At 65.9% G+C, this 16,026-nt stretch carries 18 protein-coding genes and 1 pseudogene; 7 read left to right on the forward strand and 12 right to left on the reverse strand.

Features of this window, described 5'->3' with window-relative positions:
* The first annotated feature begins 23 nt into the window (after positions 1-23).
* Complete coding sequence (locus EJA05_RS10460; RefSeq protein ID WP_309475590.1) at positions 24-272, forward strand: DUF1737 domain-containing protein; 249 nt, start codon at positions 24-26, stop codon at positions 270-272.
* Positions 269-724 carry a GNAT family N-acetyltransferase gene (locus tag EJA05_RS10465; RefSeq protein ID WP_125858180.1) on the forward strand — a complete coding sequence of 152 codons (456 nt, stop codon included), beginning with the start codon at positions 269-271 and terminating at the stop codon, positions 722-724. The genes EJA05_RS10460 and EJA05_RS10465 overlap by 4 nt, the downstream gene beginning before the upstream one ends.
* A gap of 590 nt (positions 725-1,314) precedes the next feature.
* On the opposite strand, the gene EJA05_RS10480 is transcribed toward EJA05_RS10465, so the two are convergent.
* Entirely contained in the window at positions 1,315-2,160 is an 846-nt protein-coding gene (locus EJA05_RS10480) for an EamA family transporter (RefSeq protein ID WP_223811900.1), read from the reverse strand.
* Between the two features lie 107 nt (positions 2,161-2,267).
* On the opposite strand from EJA05_RS10480, the gene EJA05_RS10485 reads away from it, so the two are divergent.
* The 4 genes from EJA05_RS10485 to EJA05_RS10500 all read left to right on the forward strand — a co-directional run bounded on the left by EJA05_RS10485 (position 2,268) and on the right by EJA05_RS10500 (position 3,856).
* Positions 2,268-2,759 (forward strand): Lrp/AsnC family transcriptional regulator, encoded by a 492-nt coding sequence (locus tag EJA05_RS10485; RefSeq protein ID WP_228711101.1) that lies wholly within the window; start codon positions 2,268-2,270, stop codon positions 2,757-2,759.
* A gap of 102 nt (positions 2,760-2,861) precedes the next feature.
* Positions 2,862-3,140, forward strand: coding sequence for a type II toxin-antitoxin system RelE/ParE family toxin (locus tag EJA05_RS10490; RefSeq protein ID WP_125463547.1), 279 nt, complete (start codon positions 2,862-2,864; stop codon positions 3,138-3,140).
* A 14-nt stretch (positions 3,141-3,154) separates the two neighbouring features.
* Complete coding sequence (locus tag EJA05_RS10495) at positions 3,155-3,442, forward strand: HigA family addiction module antitoxin (protein WP_125463548.1); 288 nt, start codon at positions 3,155-3,157, stop codon at positions 3,440-3,442.
* Positions 3,443-3,574: 132 nt separating this feature from the next.
* The gene (locus EJA05_RS10500; RefSeq protein WP_125858183.1) at positions 3,575-3,856 is read left to right on the forward strand and encodes a hypothetical protein; all 282 of its coding nucleotides are present in this window, start codon (positions 3,575-3,577) and stop codon (positions 3,854-3,856) included.
* 14 nt (positions 3,857-3,870) lie between these two features.
* Here the strand turns inward: EJA05_RS10500 and EJA05_RS10505 are convergent, their stop codons facing one another.
* The 10 genes and pseudogenes from EJA05_RS10505 to EJA05_RS10550 all read right to left on the reverse strand — a co-directional run bounded on the left by EJA05_RS10505 (position 3,871) and on the right by EJA05_RS10550 (position 14,326).
* Positions 3,871-4,416: a hypothetical protein gene (locus EJA05_RS10505; protein ID WP_223811901.1), complete on the reverse strand. Its 546-nt coding sequence runs from the start codon at positions 4,414-4,416 to the stop codon at positions 3,871-3,873.
* Positions 4,417-4,454: 38 nt separating this feature from the next.
* Positions 4,455-4,760, reverse strand: a complete 306-nt coding sequence (locus EJA05_RS10510; RefSeq protein WP_125463550.1) for an NIPSNAP family protein — start codon at positions 4,758-4,760, stop codon at positions 4,455-4,457.
* Between the two features lie 69 nt (positions 4,761-4,829).
* Positions 4,830-5,384: a lipocalin family protein gene (locus EJA05_RS10515; protein WP_125858184.1), complete on the reverse strand. Its 555-nt coding sequence runs from the start codon at positions 5,382-5,384 to the stop codon at positions 4,830-4,832.
* Positions 5,385-5,454: 70 nt separating this feature from the next.
* Positions 5,455-6,033, reverse strand: a complete 579-nt coding sequence (locus EJA05_RS10520) for a hypothetical protein (RefSeq protein WP_125463552.1) — start codon at positions 6,031-6,033, stop codon at positions 5,455-5,457.
* A gap of 100 nt (positions 6,034-6,133) precedes the next feature.
* Positions 6,134-7,149: pseudogene (locus tag EJA05_RS10525) on the reverse strand (XdhC family protein).
* A 169-nt stretch (positions 7,150-7,318) separates the two neighbouring features.
* Entirely contained in the window at positions 7,319-8,659 is a 1,341-nt protein-coding gene (locus EJA05_RS10530) for a c-type cytochrome (RefSeq protein ID WP_125858185.1), read from the reverse strand.
* A gap of 16 nt (positions 8,660-8,675) precedes the next feature.
* Positions 8,676-10,922, reverse strand: coding sequence for a xanthine dehydrogenase family protein molybdopterin-binding subunit (locus tag EJA05_RS10535; RefSeq protein WP_125858186.1), 2,247 nt, complete (start codon positions 10,920-10,922; stop codon positions 8,676-8,678).
* On the reverse strand, positions 10,922-11,377 hold the full coding sequence (locus EJA05_RS10540; protein WP_110993707.1) for a (2Fe-2S)-binding protein: 456 nt from the start codon (positions 11,375-11,377) through the stop codon (positions 10,922-10,924). The genes EJA05_RS10535 and EJA05_RS10540 overlap by 1 nt, the downstream gene beginning before the upstream one ends.
* Before the next feature lie 318 nt (positions 11,378-11,695).
* Positions 11,696-13,660: a hybrid sensor histidine kinase/response regulator gene (locus tag EJA05_RS10545; RefSeq protein WP_125858187.1), complete on the reverse strand. Its 1,965-nt coding sequence runs from the start codon at positions 13,658-13,660 to the stop codon at positions 11,696-11,698.
* Positions 13,661-13,864: 204 nt separating this feature from the next.
* The gene (locus EJA05_RS10550; protein ID WP_125858188.1) at positions 13,865-14,326 is read right to left on the reverse strand and encodes a GNAT family N-acetyltransferase; all 462 of its coding nucleotides are present in this window, start codon (positions 14,324-14,326) and stop codon (positions 13,865-13,867) included.
* A gap of 132 nt (positions 14,327-14,458) precedes the next feature.
* Here EJA05_RS10550 and EJA05_RS10555 point away from each other — a divergent pair, with 132 nt between their 5' ends.
* Positions 14,459-14,953, forward strand: coding sequence for an NUDIX hydrolase (locus tag EJA05_RS10555; RefSeq protein ID WP_125858189.1), 495 nt, complete (start codon positions 14,459-14,461; stop codon positions 14,951-14,953).
* On the opposite strand, the gene glsB is transcribed toward EJA05_RS10555, so the two are convergent.
* The gene (glsB, locus tag EJA05_RS10560) at positions 14,922-15,842 is read right to left on the reverse strand and encodes a glutaminase B (protein WP_125463559.1); all 921 of its coding nucleotides are present in this window, start codon (positions 15,840-15,842) and stop codon (positions 14,922-14,924) included. The two genes, EJA05_RS10555 and glsB, sit on opposite strands and share 32 nt — an antisense overlap.
* Between the last annotated feature and the right edge of the window lie 184 nt (positions 15,843-16,026).

The raw sequence follows: 16,026 nt of genomic DNA on the forward strand, positions 1-16,026 counted from the left end.
GACGAGCGCCAGATCGCTATGACATGATGGCCGCCCCCGTGCACATCGACACCCGCATCGAAGAGGACTGCCCAATGACTTCATCGCCCCCCGACGGCCTGCCGGTCTACCGCCTGATCACCGGCAAGGACGACGCCAGCTTCTGCCAGCGCATTTCGCAGCTGCTCGCCTTGGGCTACAAGCTGCATGGTTCGCCCAGCGTCACCTTCGATGCCAACCTGGGCCACGTGATTGCCGCCCAGGCGGTGCTCTGGCCAACGGTGGAAGAATGAACGCCATCACCCTGCGACAGGCCGTAGTAGAGGATGCCGACGCCATCGCGGCGCTGGTCAGCGAAGCCTACAGCCCTTACATCGCCAGAATTGGTCGCGAACCGGCACCGATGCTCGACGATTACCAGCAGGTCGTGCACGAGGACGATGTGTTTGTTGCCACGCTGGCCTCGCGCATCGTCGGGCTACTGGTCATGCGCCGGGAAGAGCGTGAGCTGCTGTTGGTGAACGTCGCGGTTTTGCCCGCGTGCAAAGGGCAGGGCATCGGGCGGATGCTGATGGACTTCTGCGAGGCACATGCCTGCGCCGCCGGGTGTGAAACCATCCGGCTCTATACCCATGAGCGGATGACCGAAAACATCGAGATCTATGCCCGGTTGGGCTATCACGAGACGCATCGGGCTGCGCAGGATGGGTTTGAGCGGGTATTCATGCGTAAGTCATTGCTGTAACCACGGCCTGCGCAGCCCTTTCGCGACACTGGGGAATATCCCGCAGGCGTTCAGCCATATCGGGATTATCAATACGGCTTTGAATCTGCACCGGGCGCGGTGCCCGGTGTTGGATAGGGCGCAAGTGGCTGATCGGGAGAGTGGGTGAGGGCTGCCAGGTGCCTGGCGGGAGAATAGGTGAAGGCCACCAGGTGCCTGGCGGTGTTTTTGCAGCGCTCTCAAGATCGAGCGCCGCCCGCGCGGCGCATCGCTGGCAAGTCGCAGCGGCGAACCGCAGCTCCCACATTTGTTTTGGGCCAATTATGCCTGTGAGGGTACTGCTGCCCGCCTTGGTGCATGTCTCAAGTCAGGCGCAGGGCCTTCAGCGCCCACTTCGAAATCGAGTCGGGCCAAAAAGGCGTACAGCGATGTAGTCACAGGAGTAACTGGCCCGAAACAGTTGTGGGAGCTGGCTTGCCAGCGATGCGCCGCGCGGGCGGCGCTCGATCTCATAGGCGCTGCAGACCTGTCGCCAGGCACCTGGTGGCCCACACTCGATCCCCGGACGGACGCCAGATCGCTAAGAGGCAGACAACTGCAAAGCGCCCCCGCTACCTTGCCCGCCTCACCAAAGCAGCCCCCGCACAAGCCACCGCAATCGCCAAAATCCCCACACACTGCAGCAAGCTCAACGTCTCTCCCAGCACCAGCCAGCCGGCAATCGCCCCGGCGGCCGGCGAGGCGCTGAGCAGTACGCCGAACACGCTCGGCGGCAGGTGGCGCATGGCGAACATGTCCAGCAGGAAGGGCAGCGTGCTGGACAGCAATGCCACTGCCAGCCCCACGGCCAGCACCGTGGGTTGCAGCAGCTGGCTACCGGCCTGCAACGCGCCCAGCGGTACGCCGAGCATCGCCGCCACCAGCATGCCGCTGGCCACCGCCTGGCGGCCATGCACTGCCACTCGCGTGCCCAAGGTCACGTACAGCCCCCAGGCCAGCGCGGCGGCCAGGGCAAAGGCCACGCCGCGCAGGTCCAGCCCGTCTGCACCGGCCCCCCAGGGCAACAGCACCAGGCCGAGCGCCGACAAGGCGATCCACAACAGGTCGATGCGCCGCCGCGAGCTCAACAATGCAACGCCCAGTGGGCCGATCACTTCGATCGAAACCGCGATACCCACCGGGATGTACAGGAACGCCCGGTAGATCAGCAGGTTCATCAAGCCCATCATCAGCCCGTAGCCGACCAGGTCGCGCAGGTTGGCCTGGCGCCAGATACGCCACGGGCGCAGCACTACCAGTAGAATCAGCGCCGAGAGGCCCAGGCGCAGCGCAGCCACGCCTTCCGGCCCCACCAGTGGAAAGATGGCCTTGCCGACGGCGGCGCCCGATTGCACTGACACCAGCCCCAGCAGGGCGGCAAGGATGGGGGTGAATGCCCCCGGGTTGGCTTGGCGCACAACGACCTCCACGCAGATTCGTGGCAGGATTCTACTGCGCCGGCCCTGAAGCATTGGCTGTATAACGCGCCGCAGGATGAGTGAATTGCTTTTTTCGGACCCTGAACATGAATGATTTGCCCAAGCGCCCGCTCGACAGCTTCGACCAGGCGATCCTGCGCATGCTGCAACAGGACAACAAGACCTCGCAGCGGGTGATCGCCGAGGCCATCGGCCTGTCGACCCCCGCCGTGCAGCGGCGCATCACCCAGCTCGAAGCCAGTGGGGTGATTCTTGCCAATACCGCCGTCATCGCCCCGGAAGCACTGGGCCAGGAGCTCACCGCCATCGTCGAGTCGCGCCTGTGCGACGACCGCTCGCTGGTGATGGACCGCGCCAAGCGCTACTTCGCTGGAGTACCGGAGGTACAGCAGTGCTACTTCGTCAGTGGCGGGGTGTCGTTCATCATCGTCATGCTGGCGCGCAACGTCGCTCATTTCGAAAAGCTGGTCAGGCAACACTTTGCCGACAACGACGATATCCAGACCTACCGCACGCTGATCGTGCTGGACAAGGTCAAGGTGGGGTTGGGGGTGGCGTTCCAGGCTGATGCCGGGTAGCAGGAATATATGTGACGCATCGAGTCACACATGATACTTTGCTGCCTGTGACTCATGGGGTCACACTCGCGCCTCTCGCACTGAATGGATACGGCGCGCCCCATGATCATCAGCTTTCGCCACAAAGGACTGCGGCTTTTCCACGAAACGGGCAACACCCGCGGCATCCAGGCTGCCCACGCCCAGCGCTTGAAGCGCCAACTGCAGTTTCTCGACAGCGCTCTCGTCGCCGACGACATGAGTGTGCCGGGCTGGCAGTTGCACCCACTCAAGGGTGAGTTGGCCGGCTTCTGGTCAGTCAGCGTGTCAGGCAACTGGCGGGTGGTGTTTCGTTTTGCGGGTTTTGATGTCGAATTGGTCGATTACCTCGACTATCACTGATCAGGAGGCTTTCCATGGCTATGTTCAACCCGCCTCACCCCGGTGAAACCCTGCGCGAGGACGTGTTACCCGCGCTGGGCCTGACGGTGAAGGCCTTCGCTGCGCACCTGGGCTTTTCCCGCGAAGCGCTGTCCCGTGTACTGCATGGCCGGGCGGCCGTCTCTCCCGACCTTGCCGTGCGCCTGGAGATGGCCGGCATCAGCACCGCGCGGCTGTGGCTGACCATTCAGGTCGACTACGACATCTGGCAGGCGCGACAGCGCCAGCAACCAGTGATCACGCGGCTGCACCAAGCTGCCTGAAGCGCCGCGATCAGAAGATATCCGAACGGGTGGCAAGGTGATCAAAACGGCCTATCCTGCCTACTGATCCCGAGGCCAGGGAAAAGGGCCGTGCAGGCCCTTTTGCCTTTTTGATGACAGAAGGAGCCTGCCATGCCCCGCCATGCCGCCAATCCCCAATCCCATGACGCCGGTCTGCTGCGCTGGATCGGCGAAGCATTCACTGCCACCGAACGCCAACACATCCTGGTTGAGGCCCTGGCTACCCGTAACAACAGGCTGGTGGACCCCTACAACAGCGATGATTATCGGGTGACGTTCGAAGACGAGCAGGTGCTGATCGAGCGCCATGACGAAAAGGACCGGCCTGCTGTGCGTGTACCGCTGGACGTATTCATCGCGGCACTGCGGGCAGGGCAGCAGCCCGGCGCCTGACCGGGCAGCCCTCTTTACACATCGCTGTCACTGACCACGCAGTGCGCGACCCCTTTGACACCACTGGCGTGGGCACTCACATGGCGCACCTTGAACCCTGGGCTCTGCACCGTTGCCTTGGGCGTCCAGCCATCGCCGTTGTCTACCTGGTAGCTGATCGAACCATCGGCATGCCAGGCCAGGCGCAGGCCGTACTGGTCGTTGCGATTGGGCGCGTTGAGGAAGTGGTCGCTGATGACGGCAGTGGCGTTGACGAAGGTGCGCAGGTGGAACGTGCGCTGATCGCTGCCGTTGCTCTGCGGTGAGCTGGACAGGAACAGGGTGTAGTCCTCGCGCTCGTCCTGGGCGGCGGCGAGGATCACCGAGGGCACCCATTTGTCGCCGGTGTGGTTTTCCTCGATGCTCACCTGGCAGGTCAGTTGTCCGCGGTCGCCCACGTATTCACGCAGGAAGTTCTCGTAGTGACCGTATGGCACATCGAACGGCAAGCGTTGGCCCGGCGTGCAGCCAAGCAACAGCCCAAGGCCAGCCATACCCAGTGTTCTTGCGAGATGCTTCACGTTGCGTTCCTTGCTTTGGAAAGGGTATTTGCCAAGGCTCAGCCGTGCACGGGCCGCAGGAAGCTGCGTTCGTAGCTGAGGATGAAGCGCTGCTCGGTGGCCAGGGCAAAGGCGGCGATGCACTCGGGGTCGGTTTCCGACGCCGTGCGGTACTGCTCGTAGGCGGCCAGGCTGGGGAAGCTGAACAGGGCGTAGGCGACGTTGTTGGCGCCTTCGCTGGGCAGGAAGTAGCCGTGGTGAGTGCCGCCCATGCGGTTGACCAGGCCAATCCACAGCTTGCCGTAAGCCTCGAAAGCAGGGATCTGATACGGGTCGATGATGTACTTGAGGTGGCAGGTGATCATTGCACGCAATCCTTTGGGTGAGCCGGGGAGGCTCACCTTACAGGGGGCGGCGGCGGGCGTCGATGGGTGTTACGGCGTGTCCGCCTGGCGCCAGATCAGCTTCTCGGTGGGATAGCCCTGCTCGCGTGCCCGTTGCAGCAACTGCTCGCGGGTCTGGCTGCTGACCGTCGGGCTGCGCGACAGCAGCCACAGGTACTCGCGGTTGGGGTGGCCGACCAACGCCACGCGGTAGTCCGGGTCGTGGTACAGCACCCAGTACTCGCCCTTGGTCAGGTCGGGCGCAAGGCGGCTGAACCAGTTGTCGAAGCGCACCCACAGCTTGTCGGTGCGCCCGGGCACTTGCGCCTGGGCGATGCCGTGGGCGGTGTTCCACTGGCCGTCCTGTTCCTTGCAGCGATTGTCGACGTCGATTCTGCCATCCGCGCGCACCCTATAGCGCGCTTCGGACTGCACGCAATTGCGCTGGAAGAACATCGGCAGCCGCGCCAGCTCGTACCAGGTGCCCTGGTAGCGTTGCAGGTCGACTTGCTGGGTGGTGGGGGGCGGCAGCTGCTGCGCTGAGCTGGAGCAACCGGCCACTGCGAGGGTCAGGCAGGACAGCAGCAAAGCCGTGCGCATCGTCATGGGTACCTCCTGGCAAAGTGAAGGGTCACCTGATGTTCGATGCGCAGGCCGGGCAAAAGGTTTTACCGGATCAACGCGAAGTTTCTATGCGCAGCACTTCGGTGTAGATGGCGTCCACGGTCTGGTCGACCTTGAGGTTCTTCATGCGCTTTTGCAGCTCGGGGTCTTCGACCTTGACCACCTGCAGCTTGCCTTCCGGCGGCAGCAGGCTGACTTCGTGGGTCTTGAGGTCGATCTTCTTGATCTGCGAGGTGACCTTCACCTGACGGAAGGCTTCGCCACCGGGGTTGGGGTTGTCCTTGGTGGCACGGATGGTGCCGGCCTCTTCCGAGGCTTTAGGTGCGCCGCCGACGTTGGTGTTCAGCACGTAGGCGACGGCACGGGTCACGTAGATGTCGACATTGTCGCCAACCTTGAGGTTGGGCAGGGCCTTGGCTTGTTCCGTGAGCTGGAAGGTCACGTCCTTGTCATGGGGGCCCTTGACGGTGACCTGGCGGTTGGCCTGGTCGATGGCGGTAACTTGCGTGCTGACATGGCTTTCCAGTGCTTCGCTGGCGATCGGCAGTTGGGCGGCGTGGGCGGTGAAGCTGGCGGCGGACACTAACGAGGCGAGCGCAATGGCGCGGGCGAGGGAACGGGTTGGATTCATTGGCCTGTCTTCCTTGTGATCGATACCGGTGAGTGGCATGCGAGGTTCAAGCATAGTCACAGGTTGGCCAGTGTGTGAGCGACCTGGTGTCGCTGTGGTCTCAGGCCAGCGTGTGAGCGGCGGTTCGCTGCTGCGACTTGCCCTGGGATACCGTGGGGACCGGCACCGCATTCTTCGCCGCCAGCACCTCGGCCATCACGCTGACCGCGATCTCCGCCGGGGTCTTGCTGCCGATATGGACGCCGATCGGCCCGTGCAGGCGCTCAAGCGATTGCTCGGTCTCGCCAAAATGCTCGATCAGCCGTTCGCGTCGCAGCTGGCTGTTGCGCCGCGAACCGATGGCGCCGACGTAGAACGCCGGGCTGTGCAGGGCTTCGAGCAGGGCCAGGTCATCGAGCCTGGGGTCGTGGCTGACGGCGATGACGCAGCTGCGCAGGTCGGCCCGGAAGGCGCGCACCACGTCGTCCGGCATGCCCGCGAGGTGCTCGACGCCGGCCAGCGCCCAGCTGGCCAGGTACTCCGGGCGCGGGTCGCACACCGCCACGCGAAAGCCGTTGAACAGGGCCATGGTCGCCAGGTATTCGGCCAGCGCGCCGGCGCCGATCAGCAGCATGCGGTAGCCGGGGCCGAGGGTGTTGCGCATGTGCTGGCCGTCGAAGCTGAACTGTGCCGGGGTGGCGCTGGCCTGGAGGGTGACGCTGCCGTCTTGCAGGGCAAGGTCGCGGCATACCAGTTGGCCGCTGTCGAGCTGCTCGAGCAAGCGCTGCAACAGCTGGGGCTCGGGGTTGAACTCGAGGATCAGTTCCAGCGTGCCGCCGCACGGCAGGCCGAAGCGGTGCGCCTCGTCGGCGCTGATGCCATAGCGGACCACCTCGGGGGCGCCGGCAGGCAGCCCGGGGCCGCCATGGGCGCTGGTATAGCGCTGGATCAGGTCGTCTTCGATGCAGCCGCCGGAGACGCTGCCAACCACCCGGCCATCACCGCGCAAGGCCATCATCGAGCCCACCGGGCGCGGCGACGAGCCCCAGGTACGGGCCACGTGGCGAGCAGCACGCGGTGATTGGCCTTGAGCCAGTCGTGGGCGGTGCGCAGGACCAGCAGATCGATGCTTTCCATGGTGTCCTCTGAATCGTGCTGACGTGTTGCAGGGCTATCTGTAGGAGCGGCCTTGTGTCGCGAAAGGGCTGCGAAGCAGCCCCCGGCAATCTTCATCTCGGCGCAGAAATCTGGGGCCGCTTCGCGCCCCTTTCGCGACACAAGGCCGCTCCTACAGGACAGCGTTGGGTTAACGCATATGCAAAATGATCGGGCTGCTGCTGGCCGGGTCGGTATGTTCACGCAGCTTGCCGACCGCCTTGGCGTCCACGGCGCCGCCCTGGTTGCCCCAGGTCGCGCGGGCAAAACTCAGCACCTCGGCAATCTCCCGGTCATTGAGCTGCTCACGAAACGCCGGCATGCGGTAGGCATCCGGCACCCCGGCGGCGACGATGCGCTGCGAGCCGTTGAGGGTGATGTTGATCGCCGAGGCGTTTTCGCTGGCCAGCATCGAGGTGGCGCCCGCCAGCGGCGGCATCCACTCGGCCTGGCCCTGGCCATCCAGGCCATGGCAGCTGGCGCAGCGGGTCACGTAGGTGTGCGCGCCGGGCGCCTCCAGGCGGCTGGCGGCGGACACGGCCTGGTACTGCCAGGGCGCGCCGTCGCGCTGCGGGTCGCCCGGCAACGATTTCAGGTAGCGGGCGATGGCGGCCAGGTCATCGTCGGCCATGAACTGCGTGGAGTTGTTGAATGCCTCGGTCATCGAGCCGTACACCACGGCGTGCTGGTTGCGCCCGGTCTTGAGGAACTGCACGATCTGCGCCTCGCTCCAGCGCCCCAGCCCGGTGTTGGGGTCCTGGCGCAGGCTGGGTGCGTACCAGCCGTCGAGCAGGGCGCCGGCGAGGAAGGGCACACCGGCCTCGTCCAGCGCCTTCTCGTTGAACGCCAGGCCGCGCGGGGTGTGGCAACTGCCGCAGTGGCCGGGGCCCTGGACGATATAGGCGCCACGGTTCCACAGCGCATCCTGCCCGGGTTTCTGTGCATAGGGCGTGTTCGGCGCGAACAGGCCGTTCCACAGGGCGATCGGCCAACGCAGGTTGAGCGGCCAGGGGATGCTGCTGGGGATGTTGGCCTGGTTGGCCGGCTGCACGCCCTGCATGAAGAAGGCATACAGCGCGCGCAGGTCGTCGTCACTGAGCTTGGCGTAGGACGGGTAGGGCATGGCCGGGTACAGCCGGCGCCCGCCCGGTGCGACGCCGTGGCGCACGGCGCGGTCGAAGTCGGCCAGGCTGTAGTCGCCGATGCCGTGCTGGCGATCGGGGGTGATGTTGGTGGCATGGATCGCCCCCAAGGGCGTTGCCATCTCCAGCCCGCCGGCGAACGGCGCCTGGCCGGGCAGGCTGTGGCAGGCCACGCAATCGCTGAGCCGGGCGACGTACTCGCCACGGTTGACCAGCGCCGCGTCCACTGGCGTGTCGGCGCTGAAGGGCGAGGCAGGTTCGCGGGTGACGTACCAGGCCAGCAGGCCTGCCGCGACCAGGCACGGCAGGGCCAGCCAGCCCGCGATTGTTGCGAAGCGACGGTTGTTCATGGGCGGTCCTGTCGGGTCAGCTGAAGCTGTAGCGGCTAAGGGGCAGGCTGCGGATGCGCTGGCCGGTCAACCGCGCTACCGCGTTGGCCACCGCTGGCGCTACCGCCGGCAGTGGCGGTTCGCCTATGCCGCCCATCTTCGCGCCGCTCTCGACGATGCGCACATGCACCCGGGCCATGCGCGAAGGCGGCAGGATCGGGTACAGGTCGTAGTTGCGCGCCCTGGGCATGCCGTCGAGCCACACCGCTTCCTCCACCAGCGCCTGCGACAGCCCCAGGGCCACCGCGCCATTGACCTGGGCCTCGATGATCGCCGGGTTGACGATGCTGCCCGGGTCGATGGCCTGCCAGATGTCATGCACCTTCACCTGGCCGCCGTCGATCGACACCTCGGCGATCACCGCTGCCTCCGAGCCGAACGGCGAGGCCATGGCCACGCCCCGGGCGCGCTTGCTGCCGTCTTCGGCGGTGAACGGCCCGCGCTTCCAGCCGCCGGACAGTTCGCCCACCGCTTGCAGCAGATGGGTCAGTCGCGGGTTGTCGCGCAGCAGGTGCAGGCGCAGTTCGAACGGGTCGTGGCCGCCCTTGTCGGCCAGTTCGTCGAGGAAGGCTTCATAGAAGAAGTCGTTCAACGAATTGCCCACCGAGCGCCAGTAACCGAGCATGGCCGGGCCTTTCACATACACCTGCGCAATGCGCTTGTTGGCGATGGCGTAGGCCTTGCCCGACAACCCTTCGAGGGCGGTGGGGTCGAGTTTTTCGCCCTGCTGGCCGGCCAGGGCTTCGGTGGGGCCTTCGGTGGCGCTGACGGCCTCGATGGCTACCGGCAAGCCTTCGGCGTCCAGCCCGGCGCGGAACTTGACCGCAGCCACCGGGCGCAGCACGTCGCGCAGGAATTCTTCCTCACGGGTCCAGATCAGCTTCACCGGGCGCCCGACCGCCTTGGCCAGGGCAATGGCCTGGGGGTAGGGGTTGGCCGAGTCGTAGAGGAAGTGCCGGCCGAAGAAACCGCCCAGCAACGGCGAGTGCAGGGTGATCTGCGCAGCGTCGAGGCCGGTACGTTTGGCGATATCGTCGCGGAACATGTCCGGCGCCTGGTTGGGCAGCCACACCTCCAGGGTGCCGTCGGGGTTGAACCGCGCGGTGGCGGACGGTGGCTCGAGCTGGGCGTGGTTGAGGTACTGGTTGTGGTAACTGGCCTCGACCGTGGTCTTGGCGCTGGCCAGGGCGGCGGCCACATCGCCTTCGTTTTCGTCGTCGCGGGGCGTGCCGGGCTGGCTGGCCAGGTGTTCAAGCCAGGCGGCGCTGGAAAAGTCCGCCGGCATCGGCCGCACCTTGCTGTCGGCGCCAGGCGCCTGCCAGTCCACCTGCAAGGCTTCGACCGCCCGTTTGGCATGCCACCAGCGTTCGGCGACCACCGCCACCGCGCCGGGCAGTTGATGCACCGAGTGCACGCCCTTCATGGCCTTGACCTGGTCTTCGTTGCGCAGGCTGCCCACCGTCATCCCCAGGCGCGGTGCATGTTGCACGGCGGCGTGGAGCATGCCGTCGAGCTTGACGTCGATGCTGTAGACGGCTTTGCCGGTGGACTTGTCGTAGGCATCCAGGCGCCGCACCGGCTTGCCGATCCAGCGGAACTGGCTGGGGTCGCGCAGGGTGATGCCGGCCGGGTCCGGCACCGGCAGGTCCATGGCGCGGCTGGCCAGTTCGCCGTAGCCCAGCGAGCGGCCCGAGGCGGCATGGATCACCTTGCCCGGCTCGGTGCCGAGTTCGCTCACCGGCACCCCCCACTGCTCGGCGGCAGCCTGCATCAGCATGGCCCGGGCCAGCGCACCGAGGCGGCGCATGGTCGGGTAGCTCATGCGCACCGACATGCTGCCGCCGGTAATGCGCATGCCGTTTTCCATCACCACATAGGCCTCGCCGGGCGGGGCGCTGTCGACCACGAAGCTGGCGGGGTCGGCGTCCAGTTCTTCGCCGACGATCTGCGCCATGGCGGTGAAGGTGCCCTGGCCGCCTTCCATGAACGGGCTGAGCAGGCGAATGCTGCCGTCCGGGCGGATTTCCAGGAACGCCGGCACCTGGGTGCCGCGCTCGGTAGTTGCCGCCGCAGCCTGTACCCGTGGCGCGCCCAGTGGCAGGCCGAAGCCGAGCACCAGGGCACCCACGGCTGTGCCGGCGAGGAAGCGGCGGCGCGACAGATTGACGGTTTCGCCCACGGGCAGCTTGAGCAAGTCTTCGGGGGTGTCGATGCGCATGCTCATCAGGCGTTCTCCCCTTGGGCCAGCGCATGCACGGCAGCATGGATGGCGTTGTAGGTGCCGCAGCGGCACAGGTTGACCATCGCCGCGTCGATTTGCGCATCGCTGGGTTTGGCGGTGTGCTTGAGCAGCGCGGTGGCCGCCATCACCTGGCCGGACTGGCAATAACCGCACTGCGCCACCTGGTGCTCGACCCAGGCCGCGACCACCCGCTTGCCGATGGCGTCGGCCTCGATCGCCTCGATGGTGGTCACCTCGCGGCCCACCACCCCGGCCACCGGCGTCACGCAGGCGCGCACCACATTGCCGTCCACCAGCACCGAACAGGCGCCGCACTGGGCCAGGCCGCAGCCGTACTTAGTGCCGGTCAGGCCGAGATCGTCACGGATCACCCACAGCAGCGGGGTGTCGGCTTCGGCGTCAACCTGGTAGGTCTTCTGGTTGATTCGTAGTTCCATGATGGTGGGCTCCATGGCTCATCGTGCTGATCATCGGTTGATGTCGGATCGTTATGGGCAGGGTGGCGCAGCGAGGCGCCGCCTCTGGTGGCAACAGTTGTCGAACCTGAGCGAACTTTAGTCCTGGGGCGCCGGGTTTCCCATCCATGGGCCTGCAGGTTCAGAGGATCAGGCAAGCATTCCAGCGGATTGCGCTAGTGCGCCAGGGCAATGGCGCGTGGCGGGCCTCATCGCCGGCAAGCCGGCTCCCACAGAGACTGGCGTGAACCCTGTGGGAGCCGGCTTGCCGGCGATGAGGCCGGTGCAGGCAGCCCCCGTTCAGGACCGCTTGGTCGCAGCCTCGAACGCACGCAACAACTGCTCGGCCGAGTACGGCTTGTTCAACAGCTCCACGCCAGGCTGCGCATCGTCGGCCAGCACCTGGCTGTAGCCGCTGGTCAGCACCAGCGCGATGTCGGGCCAGCGGCGCTTGATGGTGCGGGCCAGTTCCATGCCGCTGACCCCGGGCATGACCACATCCGACAGCACCAGGTCGATGCGCGGCTGGCCGGCTTCCAGCAGCGCCAGGGCGCTGATGCTGTCGTGGGCCAGGCTGGTGGCATAACCCATGTCGGCCAGCAGGTTGGCGGTGAATTCACGTACCTGCAGGTTGTCCTCGACCACCAGGATGCGGCCCTTGGGCTTGGCCAGGGTGGCCTCGGGCGTCGCTGCCAGGTCGGGGGCGGGGGCGGCCACCGCGGGCAACGACACGGTGAAGGTGGTGCCCTGGCCGGGAGTGCTCTGCACGCTGATCGCACCACCGGATTGATGGACGAACCCGTACACCTGGGACAGCCCCAGCCCGGTGCCCTTGCCGACTTCCTTGGTGGTGTAGAACGGGTCGAAGATCCGCTCCAGATCGGCGGCGGCGATGCCATGGCCGTCGTCGGTCACGGCGATGGTGACCTGGTCATCGGTGGCTTCGAGGGTGAGGGTGATGGTGCCTTGCCCCTGCATGGCATCGCGGGCATTGACCACCAGGTTGACCAGGGCGGTTTCGAATTGGTTCAGGTCCGCCTCGATGTAGCAGGGCTGCGCGGGGCCCTGCACCAGCACCTGCATGTGCGCGCCGACGATGCTGCGCAGCATTTCGGCGATCTGTTCGACCTGATGCAGCACCGCGAACACTTCCGGGCGCAGTGCCTGGCGGCGGGCGAAGGCCAGCAGTTGGCTGGTGAGCTTGGCGGCACGGTCGGTGGTGTCGAGGATGGCGTCCAGGTAACGCTGCTGGCGCTCTGCGGGCAGCGGCTTGCGGCGCATCAGCTCTGCGGCGTTGCGGATCACCGTCAGCAGGTTGTTGAAGTCGTGGGCCACCCCGCCGGTGAGCAGGCCGATGGCTTCGAGCTTCTGCATCTGGCGCATCTGCGCTTCGGCCGCCTGCAGGTCGCGAGAGCCGGTTTGCACCTGGACTTCCAGTGCTTGGTTGAAGGTGCGCAGTTGCTGCTCGGCGTCATGGCGGTCGTGCACGTCCACCGCGGTGCCGTACCAGCGCAGCAGGGCGCCGCTCTCAGGGTCGCGGTAGGGCTGGGCGCGCACCATGAACCAGCGGTAGCTGCCATCGTGGTGGCGCAGGCGGTGTTCGCTCTCGAACACCTGGCCGCTGGCGCGGGCCTGGGCAAAACCTTGCTCGGCGGCGGCGATGTCGTCGGGGTGCACGCAGGTTTCGGCATACCAGTGGAAAGCCTCTTGCTGGCCGGTTTCGCCGAAATAGTCGTGCCAGCGCTGGTTGAAGAATTCGAAGCGCCCGTTCTGGTCGGCCACCCAGACCAACTGCGGCACGGTGTCGGCGATGGTCTTGAATGCCGATTCGCTCTCGCGCAGGCGGGCCATCATTTCGTGCTGCTGGGTCACGTCCACCGCAGCGCCGAACCATTCGCTGATCTCGCCGTGGTCGTCGAAGATCGGCACGGCCCGCGACAAGGTCCAGCCGAAGCGGCCGTCTGGCAGCCATACGCGGTGTTCCAGTTCGAAGATGGCCCGCTCGGCTATCGCCTTGGCGATGGCGGCGAGCACTTTGGGCCGGTCTTGCGCAGGTATGTAGGTTTCGATCCACTGCGGGTCGGGTTGTGTGGCGTCTTGCAGAAACCCCTCGCCGCTGAGTTGATGCATGGCCTGCCAGTCAGGGCTCATGCGATAGATCGCGGTGCTGCTCGCGGTCGCCAGCAAGCGCAAGCGCAGCTCGCTGTCCAGCAGCGCGCGGCCCAATGTGGGGACTGCCGGGGGTTCTGGTCGGCTGTTGGGCATGTGTAATGGTCCTGAAGTCTCGTGCGCCTGGCGGGCTCCTCAGGTGCGCGCGCCTGATGATCGAATGTTCAGATTAGCCGCTGCGCCCCGACCTTGCGGGGATCAGCGCAACACCTGCACCTGCAAAAAAGTGTCTGCGACATCCGATCCCCTGATGTGGCAAAAAATTCCCTGTGGGATCACGCGGGCCAGCGCCTTGGCGTTTCAGCCAAGCTCGCGTGACATCAACCAATGTTCCTCGCCCCAGGCCTCGAAGCGCTCCAGCAGGCGCCAACCGCGCTTTTGGTAATACGCCTGCTGATCGTGGGTATGCAGGTAAAGGGTCGTGATGCCAGTTGTGCGCGCCTGTTCGCAGATGCCGTCGATCAGTTGCTCGGCCAGGCCCTGGCCACGCGCCTGCGGGGTGACGAACACGCAGGCCAGCCAAGGGCCGAGGTCGGGGCGCTCGGGCAGGTCGTCAGTGGCCAGCGCGGCGCTGCCCAGCAGCTGGTCGCCGTCGAGGGCGATCAGGCAGCGCCACTGGCCATTGTATTGGCCATCGGAGAATGCCTTTTGCCAGTCGGGCAGGGGCAGGTCGGCGAATTCGTAGTGGAACTGCTGGTGCAGCCATAGCGCCAGGGTGTCGCTGTGCTGCATGTGGTTTTCGAGCCAATCCAGGCGGAGCATGGGCATTCCTTTCAAGTGAGGCCTTGTTGCAGGCCAGGGGTACCGGCGCTGGGGCGCTCGCGTATGATGGCGCACTTTTTGGCCCGGGCGCCATTGCCAGGCCTGTTAACCCACGCGAGTAAGGACACGTAAATGCGCGAGCGCAAATCGGCACGACTGCTGGTCATCAACCCGCAGCGACGGGTGCTGTTGTTCAGGTTCGTGCACACGCAAGGTGCGTTGGCCGGTGACGATTACTGGGCTACGCCGGGCGGCGGGCTGGAGGCGGGCGAGAGCTTCGAGGCCGCGGCCATTCGCGAGTTGCGTGAAGAGACCGGCATCGTCATCGATGCGGTGGCTGAGTCCATCGCCGAGCGCCGCTTCCCGCTGGTGCTGCCCAGCGGCGAAGAGGTGCTGTCGGTGGAGCGCTATTTCATCGTGCAGGTGGTGCAACGCGCGCTGTCCAACGCCGAGTGGACTGCAAACGAATGCGCGGTGATTGCCGACCATCGCTGGTGGTCGGCCGAGGAGCTGCGGGCGACCACCGACACCGTATGGCCGCAATGGTTGGTTGGCAAACTGGAGGAAGAGGGCGTGTTTGCTTCGGCGCCGGATCTTACGACAGCGCCGCAAATACCGACCCGGTAATCCGCTCGCTCAACAGCTCCAGTGCCCGCAGCCCCGCCAGCGAATTGCCCGCGGCATTGAGCGCCGGTGACCACACGCAGATGCTGTAGCGCCCCGGCACCACCGCGACGATGCCGCCGCCCACGCCGCTCTTGCCGGGCAAACCCACCCGGTAGGCAAAATTGCCGGCCTCGTCATACAGCCCGCTGGTGGCCATGATCGCGTTCACCTGCTGCGCCTGGCGCGCGCTCAGCACCTGCTCGCCGCTGTTGGGGCAATAGCCGTTGTTGGCCAGAAAGGCGAACCCACGCGCCACGTCGACGCAGCTCATCGACAGCGCGCAGTGGTGGAAGTAACTGCGCAGCACCGCGTCGACATCGTTGTGGAAGTTGCCGAAGGCCTGCATCAGGTAGGCCATGGCCGCGTTGCGCGCGCGGTGCTGGTATTCCGACTCGGCCACCACGCTGTCGCTGACGATCTTCGGGTTGGCCGCCAGGCGGCGGACGAAGTCGCGCATCGACAGGGTCGGGGTGGCGTAGCGTGACTGGTTGATGTCGCAGATCACCAGGGCGCCGGCGTTGATGAACGGGTTGCGCGGGCGGCCTTTTTCCACCTCCAGCTGCACCAGCGAGTTGAACGCCTGCCCCGACGGCTCGTAGCCCAGCCGCGACCAGATGCCTTCGCCGCTGTGGTTGATCGCCTGGACCAGGCTGAACACCTTGGAGATGCTCTGGATCGAGAACGGCGTTTGCGCGTCACCCGCGCAGTGCAACTGGCCGTCCAGGCCCTGCACGGCGATGCCCAGCTGGCGCGGTTCGACCTGGGCGAGGGCGGGGATGTATTGAGCCACCTGGCCTTGTTCGAGCAGGGGGCGGACGTGGTCGAGGATCTCTTGCAGAAGTGCTTGCATCGGGGGACCTGGGGCGAAAGGGCAGCGCTTGCGGGAAGTCCTGATAGACGCAGGCCAGCGGCTTCGGAGCACATCGATTGCATCAAGCGCTGCCAGCCGCTAGAGTCTCGCCCCAGGCGTTCGCTGCGCCCGCGGTCCGCGCGAAGGGGTTGCCCAGGCACAGCACGATTTCTTTACATTCCAG

The sequence above is a fragment of the Pseudomonas oryziphila genome (assembly GCF_003940825.1).
Taxonomy (GTDB): domain Bacteria; phylum Pseudomonadota; class Gammaproteobacteria; order Pseudomonadales; family Pseudomonadaceae; genus Aquipseudomonas; species Aquipseudomonas sichuanensis.